General features: G+C 71.2%; 21 protein-coding genes. 17 read left to right on the top strand and 4 right to left on the bottom strand.

The window, feature by feature from the left end; translation table 11 throughout:
- The first annotated feature begins 4 nt into the window (after positions 1-4).
- Positions 5-922, top strand: coding sequence for an ornithine carbamoyltransferase (locus O7602_RS09480; RefSeq protein ID WP_281590231.1), 918 nt, complete (start codon positions 5-7; stop codon positions 920-922).
- Complete coding sequence (locus tag O7602_RS09475; RefSeq protein ID WP_281587950.1) at positions 915-1,673, top strand: 4'-phosphopantetheinyl transferase superfamily protein; 759 nt, start codon at positions 915-917, stop codon at positions 1,671-1,673. Before O7602_RS09480 ends, O7602_RS09475 begins: the two co-directional genes overlap by 8 nt.
- Positions 1,674-1,713: 40 nt before the next feature.
- On the opposite strand, the gene O7602_RS09470 is transcribed toward O7602_RS09475, so the two are convergent.
- The gene (locus O7602_RS09470; RefSeq protein WP_281587948.1) at positions 1,714-3,612 is read right to left on the bottom strand and encodes a BTAD domain-containing putative transcriptional regulator; all 1,899 of its coding nucleotides are present in this window, start codon (positions 3,610-3,612) and stop codon (positions 1,714-1,716) included.
- Between the two features lie 109 nt (positions 3,613-3,721).
- On the bottom strand, positions 3,722-4,711 hold the full coding sequence (gene rfbB / locus O7602_RS09465) for a dTDP-glucose 4,6-dehydratase (RefSeq protein ID WP_281590229.1): 990 nt from the start codon (positions 4,709-4,711) through the stop codon (positions 3,722-3,724).
- Positions 4,712-5,111: 400 nt separating this feature from the next.
- On the opposite strand from rfbB, the gene O7602_RS09460 reads away from it, so the two are divergent.
- From O7602_RS09460 to yicI, 15 genes are all read left to right on the top strand, one after another.
- Positions 5,112-5,639: a hypothetical protein gene (locus tag O7602_RS09460; RefSeq protein ID WP_281587946.1), complete on the top strand. Its 528-nt coding sequence runs from the start codon at positions 5,112-5,114 to the stop codon at positions 5,637-5,639.
- A gap of 167 nt (positions 5,640-5,806) precedes the next feature.
- The gene (locus O7602_RS09455) at positions 5,807-6,205 is read left to right on the top strand and encodes an ImmA/IrrE family metallo-endopeptidase (protein WP_281587945.1); all 399 of its coding nucleotides are present in this window, start codon (positions 5,807-5,809) and stop codon (positions 6,203-6,205) included.
- 121 nt (positions 6,206-6,326) lie between these two features.
- Complete coding sequence (locus tag O7602_RS09450) at positions 6,327-6,887, top strand: TetR/AcrR family transcriptional regulator (RefSeq protein ID WP_281587943.1); 561 nt, start codon at positions 6,327-6,329, stop codon at positions 6,885-6,887.
- Positions 6,874-8,523 carry an AMP-binding protein gene (locus tag O7602_RS09445; protein WP_281587941.1) on the top strand — a complete coding sequence of 550 codons (1,650 nt, stop codon included), beginning with the start codon at positions 6,874-6,876 and terminating at the stop codon, positions 8,521-8,523. The genes O7602_RS09450 and O7602_RS09445 overlap by 14 nt, the downstream gene beginning before the upstream one ends.
- Positions 8,520-9,518, top strand: coding sequence for a TauD/TfdA family dioxygenase (locus tag O7602_RS09440; RefSeq protein WP_281587939.1), 999 nt, complete (start codon positions 8,520-8,522; stop codon positions 9,516-9,518). Before O7602_RS09445 ends, O7602_RS09440 begins: the two co-directional genes overlap by 4 nt.
- Positions 9,519-9,532: 14 nt before the next feature.
- Positions 9,533-10,033, top strand: a complete 501-nt coding sequence (locus tag O7602_RS09435; protein ID WP_281587937.1) for a GNAT family N-acetyltransferase — start codon at positions 9,533-9,535, stop codon at positions 10,031-10,033.
- Entirely contained in the window at positions 10,030-11,382 is a 1,353-nt protein-coding gene (locus O7602_RS09430; protein ID WP_281587935.1) for a cytochrome P450, read from the top strand. Before O7602_RS09435 ends, O7602_RS09430 begins: the two co-directional genes overlap by 4 nt.
- Before the next feature lie 40 nt (positions 11,383-11,422).
- On the top strand, positions 11,423-13,180 hold the full coding sequence (locus O7602_RS09425; RefSeq protein ID WP_281587933.1) for an AMP-binding protein: 1,758 nt from the start codon (positions 11,423-11,425) through the stop codon (positions 13,178-13,180).
- Positions 13,161-14,405, top strand: coding sequence for an acyl-CoA dehydrogenase family protein (locus O7602_RS09420; protein WP_281587931.1), 1,245 nt, complete (start codon positions 13,161-13,163; stop codon positions 14,403-14,405). Before O7602_RS09425 ends, O7602_RS09420 begins: the two co-directional genes overlap by 20 nt.
- Before the next feature lie 49 nt (positions 14,406-14,454).
- The gene (locus O7602_RS09415) at positions 14,455-14,775 is read left to right on the top strand and encodes a phosphopantetheine-binding protein (protein WP_281587930.1); all 321 of its coding nucleotides are present in this window, start codon (positions 14,455-14,457) and stop codon (positions 14,773-14,775) included.
- A 212-nt stretch (positions 14,776-14,987) separates the two neighbouring features.
- Positions 14,988-16,022: a LacI family DNA-binding transcriptional regulator gene (locus O7602_RS09410; protein ID WP_281590227.1), complete on the top strand. Its 1,035-nt coding sequence runs from the start codon at positions 14,988-14,990 to the stop codon at positions 16,020-16,022.
- A gap of 78 nt (positions 16,023-16,100) precedes the next feature.
- Positions 16,101-17,405 (top strand): extracellular solute-binding protein, encoded by a 1,305-nt coding sequence (locus tag O7602_RS09405; RefSeq protein ID WP_281587928.1) that lies wholly within the window; start codon positions 16,101-16,103, stop codon positions 17,403-17,405.
- Between the two features lie 64 nt (positions 17,406-17,469).
- Complete coding sequence (locus tag O7602_RS09400) at positions 17,470-18,441, top strand: sugar ABC transporter permease (protein ID WP_281587925.1); 972 nt, start codon at positions 17,470-17,472, stop codon at positions 18,439-18,441.
- A 1-nt stretch (position 18,442) separates the two neighbouring features.
- Positions 18,443-19,318 carry a carbohydrate ABC transporter permease gene (locus O7602_RS09395; protein WP_281587923.1) on the top strand — a complete coding sequence of 292 codons (876 nt, stop codon included), beginning with the start codon at positions 18,443-18,445 and terminating at the stop codon, positions 19,316-19,318.
- Positions 19,315-21,570 carry an alpha-xylosidase gene (yicI, locus tag O7602_RS09390; RefSeq protein WP_281587920.1) on the top strand — a complete coding sequence of 752 codons (2,256 nt, stop codon included), beginning with the start codon at positions 19,315-19,317 and terminating at the stop codon, positions 21,568-21,570. Before O7602_RS09395 ends, yicI begins: the two co-directional genes overlap by 4 nt.
- Here the strand turns inward: yicI and O7602_RS09385 are convergent.
- Complete coding sequence (locus O7602_RS09385) at positions 21,567-21,986, bottom strand: hypothetical protein (RefSeq protein WP_281587918.1); 420 nt, start codon at positions 21,984-21,986, stop codon at positions 21,567-21,569. The genes yicI and O7602_RS09385 overlap by 4 nt on opposite strands.
- A gap of 189 nt (positions 21,987-22,175) precedes the next feature.
- Positions 22,176-22,382, bottom strand: a complete 207-nt coding sequence (locus tag O7602_RS09380; protein ID WP_281587916.1) for a hypothetical protein — start codon at positions 22,380-22,382, stop codon at positions 22,176-22,178.
- Positions 22,383-22,654: the final 272 nt, after the last annotated feature.

The raw sequence follows: 22,654 nt of genomic DNA, 5'->3' as shown, positions 1-22,654 counted from the left end.
TGACGTGCGCGGGCGCCACCTGATCTCGCTGCGGGACCTGACCGACGAGCAGCTCGCCGAGCTGGTACGGCGCAGCGTCGACTTCGCCACCGGTCGTCGGGATCCGACCGGGGCGTTGCGCGGGCGGGTCGTCGGTGTGCTGTTCACCAAGACGTCCACCCGCACCCGCACGGCGTTCACGGCGGGCGCCCTGCGGCTGGGCGCGCAGGTGGTCACGTACGGGCCGGGTGACCTCCAGCTCAACACCGGCGAGACGATGGCCGACACCGCGCGGGTGCTGGGCGGGATGCTCGACGCGGTGGTGGCGCGCACCGCCGGCCCGGAGGCCGAGCTGCGTACCCTGTCCCGGCACCTCGGCACGGTGATCAACGCGATGAGCGCGCAGGAGCACCCCACCCAGGCGTTGGCCGACCTCAGCACGATGCGGGCGCGCTTCGGCGACCTGACCGGGCTGCGGGTGCTCTACGTCGGTGAGGGCAACAACACGGCGTCCGCGCTGGCGCTCGCCCTGCCCCGGCTCGGGCTCGACCTGGAGCTGCGTACCCCGCCGGGGTACGGCCTGCCGCCCGCGCTCGTCGACGAGGCGCGGGCGCTCGGCGCCCGGTCCGGGGGACGGATCCGGCAGCGGCACGACATGGCGGCGCTGCCGGCGGGGGCCGACGTGGTCTACACCACCCGGTGGCAGACGACCGGCACCACGAAGCCGGACCCGCAGTGGCGTCGCGTGTTCGCGCCGTTCGCCGTGGACGCGGCGCTGATGGCGCGCTTCCCCGACGCGGTGTTCCTGCACGACCTGCCGGCGCACCGGGGCGAGGAGGTCGCCGCCGAGGTCCTCGACGGTCCGGCCAGCCTGGCGTTCGAGCAGGCCCGACACAAGCTGCACAGCGCCATGGCGGCGCTGCACTGGACGCTCGGTGAGTGAGCGGCCCGGCCCGGGGATGCACGCGAACGGGGAAGTTCCCGGCGCCGGTCGGTCCGCCGCCGGGCCGGGGCTGGTCGCGAGCCTGCTGCCGGCCGGGATCTGCGTGGTCGAGGAGACGTCGCAGGACATCGTCGACGTCCCGCTGTTCCCGCAGGAGCAGGCGGTGATCCGCAACGTCGTGCGGCGGCGCCGGGAGGAGTTCACCACGGTACGGGTGTGCGCGCGGCGGGCCCTGGCCCGGCTCGGCATCTCCCCGGTGCCGGTGCTGCCGGGCCCGGACGGCGCGCCGACATGGCCGCCGGGCGTCGTGGGCAGCATCACCCACTGCCGGGGCCACCGTGCCTGCGCGGTGGCGCTGGACAGCGAGGTCGCCGCGGTGGGCATCGACGCCGAGCCGAACCAGGTCCTGCCCTACGACATGCTGGAGGCGATCTCGCTGCCGTCGGAACGGGCGGCGATCCGCCGGCTGCCGGTCACCACCCCGGCCGTGCACTGGGACCGGTTGCTGTTCAGCGCCAAGGAGGCGATCTACAAGGTCTGGTTCCCGCTGACCGGCCGCGGGCTCGACTTCGCCCAGGCCGAGGTGGCGCTACGCGCCGACGGCGGGTTCACCGCCCGGCTGCTCGTCGACGGGGCCCGGGTCGGTTCCCGGCCGATGGTGGGACTCGCCGGCCGCTGGCGGGCGACGGACTCCGTCCTCGCGACCGGCATCGTCGTCCCCGCCGTCGGGTCACCGCGGCCACACGGGTGAGGCCGCCGGCCGGCGCCCCGGACGGCGGCGCCGGGCCCGGTCAGCCCTGGTCGGCGCCGGCGCGCTCCACCGCGTACGCGTGGATCAGCGGGTTGATCTCGTAGCGGTCCCAGTCCCGCTGCTCGACCAGGTTGCTGTCGACGAGGGCGCCGACGGCCCACCACGCCTGTCGGACGGAGGTGCGGGACAGCGCGGCGGCCGTCTCGAGGTCGAAGGCCGACCCCCCGTGGCGTCCCAGCGCGTCGAACATCGCGGCGGCCTCGGCGGACAGCGCCCGGTACGACCAGTGCAGCACCTCCCGCATGCACGACTGGGGGTCGCCCGGCGTCTCCAGCACGTCCAGCAGCTCACCGGGCGTGCTGGCCTCGGCGAACGCCTCGGCCGGCAGCCGGGCGGTGCTGATCCGCTCGGCGGCGATCCGCACCGCCAGCGGCAGTCGACCGCAGGCGGCCACCACCGTGCGCAGCACCGACCGGTCCTCGACCGTCCCGCCGCCGATGACGCAGCGGATGAGGCCGAGCAGGTCGTCGTCGCACATGGGGTCGAGGTTCACCCGGCGGGCGCCGTCCCGGGCGGTCAGCCCGGACAGCCGGTTGCGGCTGGTCACCAGCACCAGGCAGGACCGGCTGGGCGGTAGCAGCGGCCGGACCTGCTCGATCCAGCGTGCGTTGTCGATCAGCAGGATCATCCGCCGACCGGCCATCAGGCTGCGGTAGAGGCCGGCCCGCCGGTCCACGTCCGAGGGCAGGTCGGGCTCGACGCCGAGCCCGGCCAGCAGGTGACCGAGCGCCTCCGCCGACGACATCGGCTCGGGCTCGCGAGCGAAGCCGCGCAGGTCGAGGTGGAGCTGCCCGTCGGGGTACCGGTCGGCGATCTGGTGGGCGAAGTGGACCGCCAGGGTCGACTTGCCGACGCCGGGTGGGCCGCCGATGAGGATCACCGGTGGCGCGCCCTCCGCCTCCGCCTCGCACACCGACTTGTAGAGGCCGGCGATCTCGCAGTGCCGGCCGAGGAAGCCCGGGACGTCGCGCGGCAGTTGGGCGGGGTTCATCGGCAGCGCCGCGGGAGTGCCCGCCGACGGCCGCGCGGGCGGCGCCGGCGAGCCCGACCCGACGTGGCCGGGCCGACCGGTGTCCGCGTCGGAGGCCGGCCCGGAGCCACCGGCATCGGTGGCGTGGACCTCACCGCGCAGGATCTGCTCCTGGAGACGCCGCATCGCCGCCGGCGGGTCGAGGCCCAGCTCGGTGCTCAACGTCTCGCGCAGGTCCCGGATCTCGGCGAGGGCCTCGGCCCGGCTGCCGAGCCGGGCGTAGCTGAGCACGAGCAGGTGCCGCAGGCGCTCCCGCAGCGGGTGCAGGCGGACCAGCGGGACCAGTTCACCGACCGCCTCCATCTGCCGCCCCAGCTCCAGCAGCATCTCGGCCCGGTCCTCGAGCACGGCCAGCCGCAGCTCGTCGAGCCGGGCGCGTTCGGCCTCGACGAACGGGCCGTGGGTGCCGTCGAGGGCGACCCCGCGCCACAGGGCCAGGCCCTGGGACAGCTCCGTGACGGCCCGGTCCGCGTCGCCGGCCGCGCGTAACTGCCGGGCCCGCTCGACGTGCTGGATGAACGAGCAGGAGTCGACCTGGGTCGGGTCCAGGCGCAGCACGTAACTGGACCCCTCGGAGAGCAGCACCTGCGACGGCGCGCGGTGCGGGCGGTGCGGTTCGAGGAGTCGGCGCAGCCGGTTGACGTAGGTGTAGATGCTGTTGGTGACCGTGAGCGGCGCGTCGAGGCCCCACACCCCGTCGATCAGGTCGTCGCGTCGGACCCGCTGGTTGGGGCGGGCGGCGAGCGTCGCGAACAACGCGCGCTGGCGCGGCGATCCGAGGTCGGAGCCGGCGCCGTCGACGACGGCCGAGACGGGTCCGAGCAGGGTGACCTGCAATGCCTTTCCCACTTGGTCGAAACCCCGTATCTCTGTCGGCGGGAGACGCATACCACGCGGAATGCAGACAGGCTCGTGAACGGTGGCTGTCGGTGTCGGTGTCGGCGAGCGGTGGCGGCGGTCAGCGTCCCAGGCTTCGGTAACGCGCCTCGGTGCGCTCCTTGTGCGGCTTCCACCACCACTCGTTGGCCCGGTACCAGTCGACGGTGTCGGCCAGGCCGGCCCGCAGCTCGACGTAGCTCGGCCGCCACCCCAGCTCGGTGCGCAACTTGGTGCTGTCGTTGGCGTACCGCAGATCGTGGCCCGGCCGGTCGGAGACGTGCTCGTACGCGTCGCGCGGCTGGCCCATCACCTCGAGGACGAGTTCGAGGATCTCCCTGTTGCTGCGCTCGTCACCGGACCCGATGAGATAGGTCTCGCCGATGCGACCGCGCTCGAGAATGGCGTGCACCGCGTCGTTGTGGTCCTCGACGTGGGTCCACTCCCGCACGTTGAGCCCGGCGCCGTAGAGCTTCGGACGGGCACCGACCAGGAGATTCGTCACCTGCCGCGGAATGAACTTCTCCACGTGCTGGTAGGGGCCGTAGTTGTTGGCGCAGTTCGACAGCGTGGCCCGGACGCCGTACGAGCGGACCCACGCGCGGACCAGCATGTCCGAGGCCGCCTTCGTGGCCGAGTAGGGGCTCGACGGGTCGTAGCGGGTCTCCTCGGTGAACTTCTGCTCCGCGTCCAGGGCGAGGTCGCCGAACACCTCGTCGGTGGAGACGTGGTGGAACCGGCGGTCGTGCCGCCGCACCGCCTCGAGCAACGTGAACGTGCCCGTCACGTTGGTCCGTACGAACGGGGCGGGATCGTGCAGCGAGTTGTCGACGTGGGACTCGGCGGCGAAGTGCACCACCACGTCGCACTCGGCGACCAGCCGGTCGACCAGTTCGGTGTCGCAGATGTCGCCGTGGACGAACCGCACCCGGTCGGCGACCGGCTCCAGGGCCCGTCGGTCGCCGGCGTAGGTGAGCGCGTCGAGCACAGTGATGTCGTACGTCGGATGGTTGCGGAGCGTGTGCTGGACGAAGTTGGCGCCGATGAATCCGGCGCCTCCGGTGACCAGCATCCGCGCTGTGTCGAGCATCCTCTTCACATCCCCCAGGATTCAATCTCCCCTCGGACGGCACCACGACCGAGGTCAAGCCGTCAGCGCCCGCCGGCGCCGGCCGCCGAGTGTGTCGCCCCACACCTCGACCCAGGGCCGGCCGCCCGCGGTTGTGGCGGTCGTGCGTTGTCGTGCCCCCGCACGAAAACGCACGTCGCCGAACTGACATCCCCCTGTCCGGGCGGCCGAGACCGCGCCCACAGCGCGGATGTGGACGCCTTTTTCGCACCGCACCCGCGCCCGATCTCCGTCACCCAAACAGGAGGGAGCATACGCTCCCGCTCGACGCATGTGTCAACATCTGTTTCGTCAGCGCTGGTATCTGCGACACTGTTGTTTAGTCGCTGGAGGGTTGGAATTCATGGTCGACGATCGGCGCGCGGAGCAGGAGCTGCCATCCCTCGACACCCTGGCCGCCCGGCTGGAGTACCTGTTCGACCGGATCCGCCCGACACCTGAGGAACTCGGCGAGTCCGACGAACCCGGCCGCCGCTACACCAACAAGGAGATCGCCGACAAGATCAACGCCACTGCCGCCGAGACCGGCGTCTCCATCAGCGCCGCCTACATCGGAGAACTACGCCGCGGCGTGGCACGCGACCCCCGCACCTCCCACGTACGCGCCCTCGCCTCCGCCTTCGGCGTCAGCTCCGGCTACTTCGTCGACGACGCGGCGGCCCGACGAATCCAGGAACAGATCACCCTGCTCCGCGAACTACGCCGAATGGACGTCAAACAGGTCGCGCTGCGCCAGGTCCTCGCCGACAACGGCCTCTCCGCAGGAGACACCCACCTCGTCGAACAGATGGTCGCCCGACTACGAGCCGTCGCCCGGGCCCCCGGAACGAGTGCCGCCGCCGAGCCGAACGGTTGCGATCAACCACGATGATCCTTGTGTGGCAGTACGCCGACGAGTGGGGGAACGTTGACGTGAAGTTACACCGACTACGCAAACGCTGCGAACAGATCGCCGCCGAAGTGGAAATACCACGACCATTCGACATCCAGCGACTGTGCGACCTGCTCGGCCAACGACGCGGCCGGCCCATCCACCTGATGCCCATCCGGCTCCCCGCCCTCACCGTCTGCGGCATGTACGTACCGACCGGGGACTTCGACGCCATCTTCTACGAACAGGACACCTCACCCCTGCACCAACTCCTCATCATCGGACACGAACTCGGCCACCTCCTCGCCGGCCACCACGCCACCGCCATCCTCGACCCCGACGCCTCCCGCCTCCTCCTACCCGACCTCGACCCACAACTGGTCCAACGCAGCCTCGGCCGCAGCAACTACGCCGCCGCCGAAGAACGCGAAGCCGAAATGATCGGCTCACTACTACTACGCCGGGCCCGCGCCGGCCACGAGGCCGAGCCGGACTCACCGCTGGACGACCGACACACCGAGTTGTACGGCCGCCTCCGGCGCTCGCTCGAACACCCCGACCGGTAGGCGCGACGGACACCACGCGCTACGGCCCCCCGTGCCGACCGGCCCGACCCGCACGGGGGTAGCCATTCGGGCGGCCGGTTGGCCTCTGCTCCGTGCTCAGCCCCATGTCTACGGTGTAGACATGGGAACGACCGCCGACCGACTGGTAGGCATTGCCCGCGACATCGTCATCGCCGAGGGGCCCACCGCGGTGACCATGCGCCGGGTGGCCGCCGCAGCCGGAATCACCCCGATGGCGATCTACCGTCACTACGCCAACCGGGAGGCGTTGCTGCGGCGCGTCGCCGACGAGACGTTCGCCGACATCTCGAAGCGGTGGGCCGACCGCCAACCGGGTCCGGGCAACGTCATCGCCGACCATCTTGACGACCACCTCGACTTCGCCCTCGGCCAACCGAGGCTGTACGACTTCGTCTTCACCGATCCGCGCGAGGGCGCACGTCGGTTCCCCGACGACTTCCGCGACGGCGGCTCGCCGTCCCTGTCCCTGGTCGCCGACGCGCTGCGGAACCAGGGTTTCAGCGGTGACGGCGACGATCTCCTGGAGCTGGCACTGGCCTTCGGGGCCCTGATACACGGCCTCGTGCGGCTCTACCACGGCGGCCGGATCGGCATGTCCCCGGCCGGCTTCCGCGCGCTCTGCCACCGACTAGTAGGGAGGATGATCGATGTCCACAGTTGAGCCCACATCGGCGCCAGCGCCGACGCCGGAGTTCGCCCGCGAGGGCCACGCGGCGCGCTACGTGACGGGCACGGTCGACGCGTTCGACCGGTACGGCGACCGGACCGCGTTGGTATCGGCGGACCGCGACATCGGATATCGCGAGCTGCTGACCGCCACCTACCGGCTGGCCCGGGCGCTGCGGACACAGGGCGTGGAGCGCGGCAGCGGCGTCGTCTGCCTCGTCACCAACACCCCGGAGGCGCTGTACCTTCGGTTCGCGTGCCATGTGCTCGGCGCCCGGTACGTCGCCGTCCAGCTCAACGCCCTGACCGAGGATCTCGCGCACATTCTCGTCGACGCCGACCCGACCGTCGTCGTGTTCGATCCCCGGGGCACCCCGCCGGACCAGCCCGTTCCGCTGGTCGCGGCACGCGCCGGGGTACGCCGCGTGCTCGCGCTCGGTCCGGCCGCGGCGACGACCGACCTCCTGGCGCTGGCGGCGGCGCAGCCGGCGACGCCGATCGCCGTCGCGGCCGAGGAGGACGACATCGCCGGCATCTGCTACACCGGCGGGACGACCGGCACCCCCAAGGGGGTGGCGTGCACCTTCGCGGCCCTCGCGGCGGCGTCCGAGGCCAGCGCCCGCACGGCGGCCGGCCTCCCGCTGCCGGACGGACTCCGGTTCATCGCCGCCACCTCCATCGCCTACGCGGTCGGTGATCTCGCCGTGCAGATGCTCGTCCTCGGCATCGCGGTGGAGTTGCACGAGGTGTTCGACGCGGGCACGTTCTGGGCCGCCGTGCGGCGGTCGGGTCCGGTCGCCACCTTCCTGTACCCGCCGCAGCTCTACCAGCTGCTCGACCATCCCGCCGCGCCCACCGAACCCGGCGGTCACCTCGCCCTGGTCGTGTACGGCAGCTCACCCGTCGCGCCCCGCCGGCTGCGCCAGGCGATCGAGCGGCTCGGTCCGATCTTCCTGCAGGGCTACGCGCAGACCGAGGTCACCTCGGTCACCATCCTGACGCCCGAGGATCACCTGGCGGCGGTCATCGACCGGCCACAGCTGCTGGCTTCGGTCGGCCGCCCGGTGCCCGGCTGCACGATCTCCATTCTGGACGAGCAGGGGCGTGAACGGGCGCCGGGTGAGGTGGGCGAGGTCTGCGTACGCTCGGCGTCGGTGATGACCGGGTACTGGCGGCAGCCGGAGCTGACCGCCCAGGTCGTCCGGGACGGCCGACTGCACACCGGGGACCTCGGCTACCTCGACGACGACGGTTACCTCTACCTGGTCGGCCGGCTGCGAGACATGATCATTGTCAATGGCCGGAACTGTCACGCGGCGCCTGTCGAGGCCGCCCTGACCGGTCACCCGCAGGTGCGGCAGGCGGCCGTGGTCGGCGTCCCCAGCGAGGAGACGGGTGAGGCGATCCACGCGTTCGTCGTACGCGCGCCGGACCGTCCGGCGGGACCGGGAAACCGGGCGGAGCTTGTCGACGCGGAGCACCTGCGCGCCCTCGTCGCGGACCAACTCGGCGCGCTCCGTGCGCCGGCGGCGGTCACGTTCGTCGACGACATACCGCTCACCGCCGCGGGCAAGCCGGACAAGAAGGCCCTGCGGGCCAGCCTGGAAGCGACGCCGGTGGGTGCGCGGTGAACACCTCATCGGCAGTCGAGGCCCCGACGGTACGACGGCTCCAGCTGACGGAGGTGGAGCGCGACGCGCTCGGCCGGCTCGTCGACGCGTTCACCGCCACCGACCGGTCGGCGGATCCGCTCAGCTTCGCCGAGCAGGCGCCCGCGTACGCCGTGCGGCTGCCGGAGCGGGTGCGGGAATTCCTGGGGCAGGTTCGCGCGGACGAGGTGCCCGTGTCCGTGATATCCGGGCTTCCGCTCCAGGCCCTTCCGCCGACGCCGCTCGACTGGACGGCGGCCGCAGCCGGCGTCGGTCGACGGGAAGAGCTGTTGCTGGTGCTGTGCGGCCTGCCGCTCGGCGAGCCGTTCGGCTGGGCGGCGCAGCAGGGCGGGCGGCTCGTCCACGATGTCTGTCCGTCCCCGGCGATGGAACAGTCGCTGACGAGCGCGTGCAGTGCGGCACCGCTGTCGCTGCACACCGAGGACGGGTTCCATCCGTGCCGCGGTGACTACGTCTCCCTGCTGTGCCTGCGCAACCCGGACGCCGTACGGACGACGTTCGTCCGGATCGGGTCCCTCGGTCTTCCCGACAAACTCCAGAAGATCCTTCAGGATTCCCGGTTCCGGTTCCTGCCGGACGACGCACACGTGGCCGGCGCCTGCGCCGAACGTCTTCGCGCCGCCCCAGACGGCACCGGGCTCGACCCGATCATCTTCGGCCCTCCGGAGCACCCGTATCTGCGGTTCGACGTGGACTTCACCGCGGTCTCCGACGGCGACGACGAGGCAGCCGCGGCGATGGCGGACCTGGACGAGCAGCTGCGCGCCGCGACCGAGTCCGTCGCGCTGGCCCCCGGCGACCTGCTGTTCATCGACAACTACCAGGTCGTGCACGGCCGGGCGCCGTTCCGGGCCCGCTATGACGGCACCGACCGCTGGCTCAAGCGGCTGAATCTGATCCGGGACCTCCGCCGGATCTACGCCACCGCCGACACCCGTTCCCGGATCATCCGATGACCGCCAATCGATCGATGAGCGACGTGACCGCCATGGAGCTTCGTGCCGTAGCCTACGACCATCCCGACGCCGTCGCGCTGGTGTCCTTGCTGCAACGCCACTACCTGGCGGTCTACGGCGAGGAGGACCCCCGGCACGGGGATCCCGGTGAATACCGGCCACCGCGCGGTCTCTTCCTGGTCGGCTACCTCGACGGCCGTCCGGTGGCCTGTGGTGGGTGGCGCGCGAAGGACGCCGGCGGATGGGGCTTCCAGGACGGCGACGCCGAACTCAAGCGCGCATACGTCGTCGAGGAGCTGGCCGGCCTGCAGATGCTCGGCGCCGCCCACCGCATCCTCACCGCGGTGGAGAGCGCGGCGATTCGCGCGGGACGACGGCGGGCGATCCTCGACGCCGGCGTCAAACAGGTCACCGCGATGAGGTTCTTCGAGCGGGCCGGATACACCCGGATCCCGAACTACGGGGTCTACCGCGATGATCCGCAGACCGTCTGCTACGCCAGGGCTCTGCGATGAGCGCCCCGGTGGGCGCCCGCGGCCCGAGTGCCGCCGCCGTGCCGGCAACGGTGACCGGGCTCGTCTTCCGGCCGCTGGCGACGTTGCGGTCGTTGGCCAGGTACGGCGATGCCGTGGAACTGCCCCTCTATCCGGGGCACCGGCTCTTCGTCCTGAGCGGTCCCCGACATGCCGAGCACGTCCTGGCGCGCCGTCAGGACAACTACGTCAAGGCCTTCACCTACCGGTCGATGCGGGCGGTGCTCGGCACCGGGCTGCTGTCCGGTGAAGGCGAGACCTGGCGCCGCCATCGCCGCCTGCTGCAACCGGTGTTCACCAGCCGTAACGTCGCGGGCTTCGCACCACAGATCGTCGACGCGACCCGGCGGAAGCTGGACTCCTGGGATCGACATCGCGACGGCACCCGGGTCGAAGTGTCCGGAGAGATGAGCGCGCTGGCCCTGGACATCGTCGGGCGCGTCCTGTTCAGCACCGACATGACCGGCCGCACCGGCCAGATCGCCCACGCCCTCACGTTCCTGCTGCCCGCTGTCGCGATCGGCACCTACCTGCCGTTCCTCTGGGGGCCGCGCAGCACCCGGGCGATCCAGGCGGCCAGCGGACGCTTCGGCGGACCGCTCGCCGCGATCGACCGGCCGGTGCGCCAGCTCATCGCCGAGCGGCGGGCGACGCCCACCGTCGACGGACCGGCCGACCTGCTGGACCACCTGCTCACCGCGCGGGACGAGGGTCGGGCGCGGCTGACCGATGCGGAGATCCGCGACGAGGTGACCACGTTCATGCTGGCCGGGCACGAGACGACGGCGACGACGCTCAGCTGGTGCCTGGCGCTGCTGTCGGCCCACCCGGCCGTCCGGGACCGCCTGGAACAGGAGGTGGACGCGGTCCTTGCCGGCCGCGAGCCACAGGCCGCCGACGTCGAGAAGCTCAGTTGGACCACCGCCGTCGTGAACGAGGCGTGGCGGTTGTACCCACCGGTGTGGACCATCGAGCGGGAAGCCGTGCGGTCCGACGTCATCGAGGGGATACCGATCCCGGTGGGCAGCACCGTCGCGGTGCCCGCGTACCTGGTGCACCGCAACCCGGCCGTCTGGCCCGACCCCGAGCGCTACGACCCCACCCGCTTCCACTCCGAGGCCGACCGCGACCGCTACGCCCACATCCCGTTCGGCGGCGGCCGGCGCGCCTGCATCGGCGCCGGCTTCGCGCAACTGGAGGCGGTGCTGGTGCTCGCGATGATGACCCAACGCTACCGGCTGGAGCTGACCGCCGGGCTGCCCCGCCCACTGGCCAGCGCCACCCTTCGCCCAGGTCGACGGCTGTCGATGCGTCTGACGCGTCGGCCATGACCCCTGACACCGGCCCGACCGTTGGAAAGGACGAACCCAGATGAGCAGCCTTGCCGTCAGCCGGGACCTGCTTCTCGGCTGGCTAGACGCTCCGTCGACCGAGCGCGGCGTGCGGTTCCACGTGGAGGGACCGGACTGGTCGCGCCACACCTACGAGGATCTGGCCGAACGCGCGTTGCGCGCCGGCGCCGCCCTGGCCGACGCCGGGGTACGCCGCGACGAGGTGGTGCCGCTGGTGCTGCCGTCCGGCCCGGACTTCGTCGCCTGCTTCTTCGGACTCCTCGCCATCGGCGCCACCCCGTCGGTGCTGCCGCTACCCGCCGCGCTCCAGGACACGACGGGCTACGAGACGCAACTGCGGGCGATCGCCGCCGCGGTACGACCCCGGTTCGCGATCGCGTCGGACGACCACCGCGACGTGTTGCTGGCCGGCGTGCGCCAGGCCGGCCAGCAGACCACCGTGCTGGCGCCGGCCTACGGCGACGCCGGGGCGGTGCCGCGTGCGCACGGCGAACTGGCCGTCCTGCAGTTCACCTCGGGCTCGCTGGGACGCCCGCAGGGCGTACGGATCACCGTCGACAACCTGGCCGCGAACCTCCGGATGATCCAACGCTGGCTGGGCATCACGGACCGCGGCGGGGTCTCCTGGCTGCCGCTCTATCACGACATGGGTCTCGTCGGCGGGCTGCTGACGCTTGTGACCCTGCAGACGGAACACGCGATGATGCGGCCCCAGCAGTTCGTCCGCGACACCCGGGGCTGGCTCGCCGAGTACGGCAGCGGCCGGTACGCCCAGATCTTCATGCCGAACTTCGGCTTCGAGCGGGTCGTCGACCGGGTCACCCCGGACGATCTGGTCGGGCTCGACTTCTCCGGCGTCACGTCGGTGGTCAGCGGGGCCGAACGGATCAACCCGGCGGCGCTGGCGCGATTCGCCGCGCTGCTGCAACCGCACGGCTTCGACAGCCGCGCGCTGACCCCCGCCTACGGGCTCGCCGAAGGTACCCTCGCGGTCACCGGCGTGTCCCGACACGAGCCGGTGCGGATGGTCCGCACCAACGCTCCGGGCCGGAACCTGGACGACAAGGTCGAGGTGACCGGGAAGGCGGTCCTCACCACCGACCTGGTGTCCGAGCCGTGGGCCTGGCAGGTGAGCTGCGGTCGCCCGCTCGACGGGCTGCGGGTGGACGTGGTCGACGAGGACGGGCGGCCCCAACCGGACGGTGTGTTCGGGGAGATCTCCGTACGGGGACCGTCGATAACCGCCGGCTACGCCGACGCCACGTCACGGGACGGCGCCCGGCTGGTCGGCGGGTGGCTACGCACGGGCGACGCCGGCTTCTTCCACGACGGCGACCTGTACGTGGTCGGCCGCCTCGGGGACAGCGTCAAACTCCGCGGGCGCAGCATCTTCGTCGAGGACGTGGAGCTGGACCTGCGCGCCCGTACCGGAATCGCGCCCCGCCACCTCGTCGTGGCCGGCGGCATCGTCGACGGCCGGCCGACGTTGCTGGTGGTGGTGGAGCGGGATCTGGGTGACCACCTCGACGTGGTCGTCGAGGCGGTCCGCGCGTTCACCGGGTCCGCCGTCCGGGTGCTGATCCTGCGGGCCAGGCGCGGCACCATCCCCCTGACCTCCAGCGGCAAGCCCCGCCGGCGCCTGCTGTGGCGCCGCCACCTGGCCGGGCAGTTGACCGGAGAGTGGCTCGGCGACCCGCCGACGCCCAGCCACACCGACACCGACACCGACACCGACGAGCAGAACCGGGAGGCAGGCCGTGAGCCAGTCGTACGCTAGCGCCCCCGCCGCCATCGCCCCGACCGGCGAGGCGCCGAACCGGCCGCTGTTCGCGGATGGTCCCTTCGGCCCGCGCGTGGACGCCGCCCGGGCCCGGGTCGCGGAGTCGATCGGCGCCGCTTTCGCCCCGCACGCGGCGGCCGACGAGCGCGGCGTGTTTCCCCGCGAGGTGCTCGCCGACCTCGGGCGCAGTCGGTTGTTGCGGCAACGCTGGCACCCGGGCCCGTTCGGCGACACCGGTCTCGGCGTGCTCATCGCGGAGGAGAGCGGCCGGTACGGTCATGCGGGCCTGTCGGTCGGTGTGAGTCTCTGCCTGGAGACGGTCGGTTCGATCCTCGTGCGCTACGGCGACTCACCGCTGTTGCAGGAATATCTCGACGGGCTCCTCGACGGGAGGCTGATCGGGTGCTTCGGGGCCTCCGAGCCGACCGGCGGTTCCGACCTCACCGGCATGCGCACCGCCGCCCGGCGGGTGCCCGGCGGCGGCTGGCGGGTGACAGGCGAGAAGAGGTACCTGTCGCTGGGCCTGGTGTGCGACTTCGCGCTGCTGCTGTGCCGGATCGAGAACGACAGTGGCGAGGCCGACGGCGGCCTCGGTGTGTTCGCCGTACCCGCCTCGGCGTTGTCGGTCCGCAAACGGCTGCGCAAGGTCGGCACGGCGGCACTCGACACCACCTGGATGACGATCGACGCCGTGGTGCCGGACGAGGCACTCGTCGGTCGGCCCGGCGCGGGTCTCCTCGTGGCGACCTGGGGGCTGAGCCACGAACGGCTGTCCATCGCCGGGCAGACCGTCGGCGCGGTCGCCGCGGCCACCGGCCTCGCCGCCGCACACCTGCACCGGCGGGAACAGTTCGGCCGGCCGTTGCTCCAGCACCAGGCGCTCCGGCTGCGGCTGGCCGACCTGTCCGCTCGGCTGCTGTCGTTGCGGTTCGCCGTCTACTCGGCGGCGCAGGGCGTATCCGTCACCGGCGCCTGTGGCCCCCGGGAGACCGCCGCGCTCAAGGTCACCGCCACCCGTTTCGCGGAAGAGGCGATGAGCGAGTGCATGCACCTGTTCGGCGGCGCCGGTTACCTCGAGGACGAGACCCCGCTCAGCCGGATGTGGCGGGACACCAGGCTGGGCCGTATCGGCGCCGGCACCGACGAGATGATGTGGGAGTTGGTGGCCAGCGGCATGACTCCCGACTTCGTCGGCTACGACGAACTGGTCGACCTCGGATGAGGACGTCCGTCTTGCGCGCCCGACCATCAACCTCCGAAAGGTGAAGACCATGACCACATCTGCCGTCCCGGTGACCGAGGCCGACGTCATGTCGGCGCTCGATGCGATCTTCCTGGAGATCAAGCGGGTCCGCCGGGAGCTACGACCGGAGGACCACCTGGTCCAGGACCTGGACATCGATTCGCTTGCCGCGCTGGAGCTGTTGATCGCGCTGGAGGCCCGCTTCCGCGTCAACCTGCTGAACGACCCCCGCGCGTCCACCGTGGCCACGGTCGGCGAGCTGGTCGACGTCATCTGTCGCCAGGCCGCGTCACGAGAGCCCGTGGCACCACGGGCGTCCGCAGGACCCGAGATCGCCATTCATCCCTAGGTCAGGGCCGGCGAGCCGCTCTGCGCCCGCGCGGCTCGCCGTCGATCACCTCCGCGACGGCCACCACGACGAGACGGGACGTCTTTTCGACATCAACTATTGACGCCGCCGTAACAGGGGGCCTAGCGTCTGTCGAACCGCTTCGTCGAAGCGGTTCGACGAACGGTCGAATCCGTTCCCGCCCGGCCCCAGGGAGGTGCGCGGTGGCCACCATGCATGACGTCGCCCGCCTGGCCCAGGTCTCGGTCAGCACCGTCTCCTACGTGCTCACCGGCACCAGGCCGATCTCCCGGGCCACGCGGGCCAAGGTGCTCGCCGCCATGACCGAGCTCGACTACCAGCCCAATGCCATGGCCCGTGGCCTGGCCAGTCGGCGCAGCCGGATCCTGGGCCTGCTGCTGCCGATGGACGAGCGCGGCCTCGGCGCGACCGAGACGGCGTTCGTCACCGGGGCCGCCGCGGCGGCCAGCGCCGTCGGCTACCACCTGGTCCTGTCCCCCGTCGGCGGGGGCGGCGACCTCGACGCCCTGCGCCGGCTGGCCAGCCAGCGCATGTTCGACGGCGTCGTGCTGATGGAGGTTCAACTCGCCGACGAGCGGGTCGCCGCGCTCCAGCAGGCCGGCGTGCCGCTGGTGCTGATCGGACGCACCGGGGACACCGGCGGGCTCTCCTACGTCGACATCGACTTCGAGCAGACCGTGCGGGAGGCGGTGGCGCACCTGGTGGGCCTGGGGCACCGGCAGATCGTCTACGTCAACCACTCGGCCGAGACCCTGGCCAGCGGTTACGGGCCGGCTCTGCGTACCCGGGACGCCTTCGTCACGGCCATGACCGGCCACGGCCTGGAACCGGTCATGATCCCGGCCGAGGACAGCGCCGCCGGCGGCCGGGCGGCGCTTGCCACCGCCGTCACGCGGGCGCCGGGCCTGACCGCCGTACTGGCCATGAACGAGGCGGCGACCTTCGGCATCCTCGGCGAGCTGACCGCGCGCGGGCGGTCCGTGCCCGACGACGTCTCGGTGGTGTCGATGGTCACCTCGCCGCAGGTCGCCGAGCTGGCCACCCCGGCGCTGACCGCGATGACGTCGCCCGGCTCGGCGATGGGCCGGATCGCCGTCGAGGCGCTGGTACGCCACCTGGACGGGGCCGGGGACGAGCGCCACCAGCAACTGCTGCCGTGCGCGCTGGAGATCCGGGGATCGACCGCAGCACCACGAGGCCGCCAACCGATGGCGGCTGACCAGTAGGAACGGCCCGCCGTCGCGCGGCAACGCGACGACGGGCCAATGAAGTACCGGGCACGATACTCGACGAGGAGGATAGCAATGCAGCGATTCCGCCGGATCGTCGCCGCGATCGCCCTGGCGGCGACCGCGACGACCACCGTAGCCGCCTGCGGCGGCGACGACAGCGGTGACGGCAGCGGGGCCAAGACCCTCAAGCTCTGGCACTACGAGAGCGAGAACAGCGCGATGGGGATCGGTTGGGACCGGGCCATCGAGATTTTCAAGGACGAGCACCCGGGCGTCGAGGTGCGCTTCGAGCGCAAGGCGTTCGAGCAGATCCAGCAGAACGCCGGTATGATCATCAACTCGTCCGAGGGCCCGGACATCATGGAGTACAACAAGGGCAACGCGACGGCCGGCCTGCTGTCGTCCCAGGGCCTGCTCACCGACCTCAGCGAGGAGGCCGAGAAGCGCGGTTGGGCCGACAAGCTCAGCCCCAGCCTCCAGACCACCGCCCGCTACAGCGAGAAGGGCGTGATGGGGTCGGGCAACTGGTTCGGCGTGCCGAACTACGGCGAGTACGTCACGGTCTACTACAACAAGGACCTGTTCGACCGCAACGGCGTCAAGGTGCCCACCACCATGGCGGAGATGACCGCCGCGATGGACACCTTCGTCGGCAAGGACATCACCCCGCTGGGCATGGCCGGCGCCGAGTACCCCGCCGGGCAGCTCTTCTACCAGTTGGCCCTGTCGAAGGCCGACCGCCAGTTCGTCGACAACTACCAGCTCTACAAGAACCCGGTCGACTTCCACGCCGACCCGCTGAAGTACGGCGCGGACACCTTCGCCGACTGGGTGAAGAAGGGTTACGTGGCCAAGAACTCGGCGAGTCTCAAGGCCGAGGACATGGGTACGGCGTTCATCGCGGGCAAGACGCCGATGATCGTCTCGGGCAGTTGGTGGTACGGCCGTTTCAAGGCCGAGATGAAGGCCAACTGGGACACCTTCCTGTTCCCGGGCAACACCCTGAACGCCGGATCGTCCGGCAACATCTGGGTCGTCCCGACGAACAGCAAGGCCAAGAGCCTGGCGTCCGACTTCATCGACATCACCCTGCGCCCGGAGATCCAGGATCTCATCGGTAACAACGGTGGGGTCCCGGTGGCCGGCGACCCCGCCAAGATCAAGGACGCGAAGGATCGCAAGCTGATCGAGGACTTCAACACGGTGAGCAAGCAGGACGGCCTTGCCTTCTATCCGGACTGGCCGGTGCCCGGCTACTACGACGTGCTGGTCGGCGGATTCCAGAGCCTGATCAACGGCTCCAAGTCCCCCGACCAGGTGCTCGACACGATCGCCAAGCCGTACGCCGACGGCGTCAAGGAGATCACCGGCAAGTGATGCGGCGAGCGGCGGGCGCGGCCGGTACGACAGGCGCGCCCGCCCCCGCCGGGAAGGATCTTCCATGGCAGTCTCCGACACCGTCGCCGCCACACCGTCGGCCGAACCCTCCTCCCCCGCGTCCCCGTCCCGCCGCCGGCCGCGTGGCCGCGACGCGGCGTACTGGCTCTACCTGCTCCCCGGAGCGGCGCTGTTCATCCTGGTCATCGGCGCGCCACTGGTCGGCACCGGCTACCTGTCGCTGACCCGGTGGTCGGGCGTCGGCGACCCCACCTTCGTCGGGCTGGACAACTACCAGCGGTTGCTGCACGACGAGGTGTTCTGGGCGTCGTTCCGCAACACCGTGGCCATGATCGTCGCGATGGTGGTGGTGCCGACCCTGCTCGGGCTGCTGCTCGCCTCGGTGCTCTTCGACGTCATCGGGCGTCGGTTCAAACCACGGACGGCGGCGGCGCTGCGGGCCGCGTTCTATCTGCCGCAGGTGCTGCCCGTGGTGGTGGCCGGCATCGTCTGGGGCTGGATCCTGCGCCCCGACGGCGCGTTCAACAGCCTGCTCGACGCGGTCGGTCTCGGCGCGCTGCGCCACGACTGGCTGGGCGACCCGGACACCGCGCTGCCGGCGGTGATGGCGGTGATGATCTGGGTGCAGATCGGCTATCCGGTGGTCGTGTTCATGGCGGCGTTGCAGCGGGTCGACCCGGAGCTGTACGAGGCGGCCGAGGTCGACGGGGCGAACTGGCTGCACCGGTTCCGGGCGATCACGCTGCCGCAGATCCGGCCGGAGACCTTCGTGGTGGCCCTGACCTGCACCATCGCCGCGTTGAAGGTGTTCGGGCCGATCTTCGCGCTGACCCGGGGCGGCCCGGCGAACGCCACGAACGTGCCGTCGTACTTCGCGTACTACACGTTCTTCAAGAAGCTCCAGGTCGGGTACGGCTCCGCGATCTCCACCGTGCTCACGGTGATCATCGTCGTGGTGGCCGTGGTCTTCATCTGGGCGCAGGCCCGAAGCGAGCGCCGGGACCGGGGGATCTGAGATGGCCGTCACGATCACCGACGCTCCGGTCCGCCGGCCGGTGCGCGACCGGCACCACCGTGGCGTCAGCCGATGGCTGGTGCTCGTCGGAGTCACCGCCGGCGCGCTCGCCATGCTCGTGCCGTTCGCGTTCATGCTGCTCAACGCGTTCAAATCGCCGGGTGACTACTCGTCGGCCGGGCCGCTGAGCTGGCCGACGGACTTCTACACCCGAGGTCTGACGACGTACTGGTCCGAGGTGAACTTCCCGCTCAAGCTGTGGAACTCGGCGCTCATCGCCGGCTCGGTGGCGGTCCTCGGCGTCGTCGTGTCGTTGCTCAACGCGTACGCCCTGGGTGTCGGCCGGGTCCGCGGCCGGTTGTGGATCGTCGGTGTGTTCCTGCTGGCGAACATGTTGCCGCAGGAGGCGTTGATCTACCCGCTCTACTACGTCGCCAAGGAGATCGGCCTCTACAACACCCGCCTGTCGGTGATCATCATCTTCACCGTCGTCCAGAGCGCGTTCGGCACGTACCTGCTCGCCTCGGTGCTCGGCACGTTCCCGCGCTCGCTGCTGGAGGCCGCGGCGCTCGACGGCGCCGGCAAGTGGACGGTGCTGTGGCGGGTGGTCTTCCCCAACCTGCGGCCGACCCTCGCCGTCCTGCTCATCTTCTTCTTCATCTGGACCTGGAACGAGTTCCTCATCCCGCTCGTCATGCTGATCGACAACCAGACGCAGACCATCCCGGTCGCACTCGCGTCGTTGCAGGGTGACCGCCTGATGGACGCCCCGACGACGAACGCCGGCGCGTTGCTCAGCCTGGTGCCGGCCATCCTGTTCTTCCTCATCTTCCAGCGCACCCTGGCGCGCGGCATCACCGCAGGAGCCGAGAAGTGAAATTCACCGACGGATACTGGCAACTGCGCCCGGGGGTCAGCGTCCTGCGCCCCGGCACGGTGGAATCGGTCGAGCCGGACGACCGCGGCTTCACCGTCTTCGCACCGGCCGGTCAGATCAACGGTCGGGGCGACACGCTCAACCGGCCCGTCGTCACCGTCCGCTTCTTCTCCCCCGCACCCGGCGTGGTCGGGGTCACCATCGGCCACCACAGCGGCGGGCTGCCCCGCGAACCCCACTTCGGGCTGCACACCGACGACACGCATCCGGTCACCGTCGACATCACCGGCCTCAGCGCGTCCCTGACCACCGGCGAACTGACCGTCCGGGTCGCGCTCGTCGACGGCTGGCGGGTCGAGTTCCGGCACGGCGACCGGCTCGTCACCGCGTCCACCGGACGCAGCGTCGGGATCGTCACCGACCGCGCGGGGCGCCGGTACGTGCACGAACGGCTCGCCCTCGGCGTCGGCGAGACGCTGTACGGGTTGGGCGAACGGTTCGGCCCGTTCGTCAAGAACGGTCAGACGGTCGACGTCTGGAACGCCGACGGCGGCACCGCCAGCGAGCAGGCGTACAAGAACGTGCCGTTCTACCTCAGCAGCGCCGGCTACGGCGTGTTCGTGGACCACCCGGAGCACGTGTCGTTCGAGGTCGGCTCGGAGGTCGTCACGCAGACCCAGTTCAGCGTCGAGGGCCAGTCACTCACCTACCACGTCGTCGACGGGCCCACCCCGAAGGACGTCCTGCGCCGCTACACGGCGTTGACCGGCCGGCCGGCCCGGGTGCCCGCCTGGTCGTACGGGCTGTGGCTGTCCACGTCGTTCACCACGTCGTACGACGAGAAGACGGTGGCCGAGTTCGTCGACGGGATGGCCGAGCGGAACCTGCCGCTGTCGGTGTTCCACTTCGACTGCTTCTGGATGCGCCAGTTCCACTGGGTCGACTTCGTCTGGGACCCGACGACGTTCCCCGACCCGGAGGGGATGCTCCGCCGGCTGCACGAGCGGGGCCTGAAGGTGTGCGTATGGATCAACCCGTACATCGCGCAGCGCTCCTATCTCTTCGAGGAGGGCCGCCAGGCCGGCTACCTGGTGCGCAACCCGGACGGATCGGTGTGGCAGTGGGACAAGTGGCAGGCCGGCATGGCGCTCGTCGACTTCACCGACCCGGACGCGGTGGCCTGGTTCACCGGCAAGCTCAAGGCGCTGCTGGACATGGGCGTCGACTGCTTCAAGACCGACTTCGGTGAGCGCATCCCGACCGACGTGGTGTGGCACGACGGGTCGGACCCGCAGCGCATGCACAACTACTACTCCTACCTCTACAACAAGGTGGTCTTCGAGCTGCTGGAGGCCGAGCGTGGCGAGGGTGAGGCGGTGCTGTTCGCCCGCTCGGCCACCGCCGGCGGCCAGCAGTTCCCGGTGCACTGGGGCGGCGACTGCGAGTCGACGTTCGTCGCGATGGCCGAGTCGCTGCGCGGCGGGCTGTCCCTGGCGTCCTCCGGCTTCGGCTACTGGAGTCACGACATCGGCGGCTTCGAGGGCACCCCCGACCCGGCGGTGTTCAAGCGGTGGATCGCGTTCGGCCTGCTCTCCTCGCACTCGCGGCTGCACGGCTCCGGCTCGTACCGGGTGCCGTGGGCGTACGACGAGGAGGCCGTGGACGTGCTGCGCCACTTCACCCGGCTGAAGCTGCGCCTCATGCCCTATCTGGCGGCGACGGCCGAGGAGGCGCACCGCGACGGCATCCCGATGATGCGCCCGATGATCGTGGAGTTCCCGGACGATCCGGCCGTGGCGCACCTCGACCGGCAGTACATGCTCGGCCCGGACGTGCTCGTCGCGCCGGTGCTCAGCGCCGACGGGCAGGTCACCTTCTACGTGCCCACCGGCACGTGGACCCACCTGGTGACCGGCGCGCAGCTCACCGGCCCGGCGTGGGTGACCGAGAAGCACGGCTACGACAGCCTGCCGGTGCTCGCCCGGCCCGGCGCGGTCATCGGGTTCGGGGCGCGCTCCGACCGGCCCGACTACCACTGGCCCGACGGGGTGGAACTGCGCCTCTACGCCCCGACGGAGGGGCAGCGGCAGCGGGTGCGGATCCCGGCCCCCGACGCGGGGCCGGGCGCCGAGTTCGAGGTGAGCTTCCGCGACGGGGTGGGGACCGCCGAACTGGTGGCGGGCGAGTCGTCGGCGTACCGCTGCGTGGTGGCCGTTACGGCCGCCCCGCGCCCCGCCCGTCTCGCGGGCTAGCCGCGGGCCGGCTGGACGGCGACGTGGAAGTTGAAGACCGCGCCGTTGCGGGTGAGGACGAGGTTCCATTTCCCGCCGTTCTTGAGCACGACCGGGTTGGACGTCGGGTAGCGCTGGAGGAACCACGCTTCCAACCGGTGCGCCTCGGCGTCGGCGAGCACCCCGACCTCCCCCACCTCAGCCGCGTGGTGCGGCTCCGGGTTGCAGCCGGCGTTGAACCGGTAGCTGGAGTCCCGGTTCCACCGGCCGCAGCCGAGCATCGTGACCGTGACCGGCCCCGAGTGCTGAAAGGCCAACTGCGGGACCGGAGGATCGGCGACGACCACGCCGGGTGGCGTCTCCAGGGACGGGAACGGCACCGCGACCGTCTCGATGACGGCCTGCGACGCCCAGTTGAAGTCCACCTCGAACGACATGTCCAACCCCCTGACCGGAGTGCCGCGCCCGCCGGCCGGTCGCGGCGGCACGTCGACGGGTCCATCATCGACCGGCCCGGACGCCGGAACGCGAACACTGTCCGTGCCTGGACAGTGACGATCAGGTGACAGCGTCCGGCGTACCGCGCCCTGGCAGGACGGGTGGTCCGGCGACGGGTCGGAGCCTGGTCAGGACTTTCGAGGCATGGCGGGTGACAGCGGCGCGTTTCCGGGCAGGTCGAGGTCGGCGAGGTCGAGCACGAAACGGTAGCGGACATCGCCGCGCTCGAGGCGATGTACGACGAGAACCTGCGCAATCCTCAGCTGGTCCGGCTGCTGACCTGGCTGCGCCTGGAACGGCAGCCCGAAGGCGACCTTGGCCAGGCCGCCAACCACGAGCCGAAACTCGCCGAGATCGCGCGCGCAAGCCGCCGGGCGAGTACGTGCAGGCGACCCCTCCGACCTGTTCGCTCTGGTCCTGAGCATGGCATTCGCCTGGTCAGCCGCCAGCGTCTTCTATACCGCCACCGCCGCTGAGCCCGCCGAGGACCACAACCGACGGCGTACCCTGCTAGCCGAATGCGTCCGAGGCGCGATCTCGCCGCCCCACCACGCCCGGCTGACCTGATGTCGGGCGGCCGGGTGGCGTGGACCGGAACAGGTAGGTC

The sequence above is a fragment of the Micromonospora sp. WMMD1128 genome (assembly GCF_027497235.1).
In the GTDB taxonomy this organism is placed as follows: domain Bacteria; phylum Actinomycetota; class Actinomycetes; order Mycobacteriales; family Micromonosporaceae; genus Micromonospora.
The sequence above is the reverse complement of the archived record's forward strand: the minus strand, read 5'-3'. Positions and strand labels throughout refer to the sequence as shown.

Excerpts from the sequence above, each read along its gene's own strand:
- rfbB (WP_281590229.1), bottom strand. The coding sequence starts at position 4,711 with ATGCTGGTCACCGGAGGCGCCGGATTCATCGGCGCCAACTTCGTCCAG.
- O7602_RS09460 (WP_281587946.1), top strand. The coding sequence starts at position 5,112 with ATGGTCGACGATCGGCGCGCGGAGCAGGAGCTGCCATCCCTCGACACC.
- O7602_RS09455 (WP_281587945.1), top strand. The coding sequence starts at position 5,807 with ATGCCCATCCGGCTCCCCGCCCTCACCGTCTGCGGCATGTACGTACCG.
- O7602_RS09450 (WP_281587943.1), top strand. The coding sequence starts at position 6,327 with ATGGGAACGACCGCCGACCGACTGGTAGGCATTGCCCGCGACATCGTC.
- O7602_RS09445 (WP_281587941.1), top strand. The coding sequence starts at position 6,874 with ATGTCCACAGTTGAGCCCACATCGGCGCCAGCGCCGACGCCGGAGTTC.
- O7602_RS09435 (WP_281587937.1), top strand. The coding sequence starts at position 9,533 with ATGAGCGACGTGACCGCCATGGAGCTTCGTGCCGTAGCCTACGACCAT.
- O7602_RS09430 (WP_281587935.1), top strand. The coding sequence starts at position 10,030 with ATGAGCGCCCCGGTGGGCGCCCGCGGCCCGAGTGCCGCCGCCGTGCCG.
- O7602_RS09425 (WP_281587933.1), top strand. The coding sequence starts at position 11,423 with ATGAGCAGCCTTGCCGTCAGCCGGGACCTGCTTCTCGGCTGGCTAGAC.
- O7602_RS09415 (WP_281587930.1), top strand. The coding sequence starts at position 14,455 with ATGACCACATCTGCCGTCCCGGTGACCGAGGCCGACGTCATGTCGGCG.
- O7602_RS09410 (WP_281590227.1), top strand. The coding sequence starts at position 14,988 with ATGCATGACGTCGCCCGCCTGGCCCAGGTCTCGGTCAGCACCGTCTCC.
- O7602_RS09405 (WP_281587928.1), top strand. The coding sequence starts at position 16,101 with ATGCAGCGATTCCGCCGGATCGTCGCCGCGATCGCCCTGGCGGCGACC.
- O7602_RS09400 (WP_281587925.1), top strand. The coding sequence starts at position 17,470 with ATGGCAGTCTCCGACACCGTCGCCGCCACACCGTCGGCCGAACCCTCC.
- O7602_RS09395 (WP_281587923.1), top strand. The coding sequence starts at position 18,443 with ATGGCCGTCACGATCACCGACGCTCCGGTCCGCCGGCCGGTGCGCGAC.
- O7602_RS09385 (WP_281587918.1), bottom strand. The coding sequence starts at position 21,986 with ATGTCGTTCGAGGTGGACTTCAACTGGGCGTCGCAGGCCGTCATCGAG.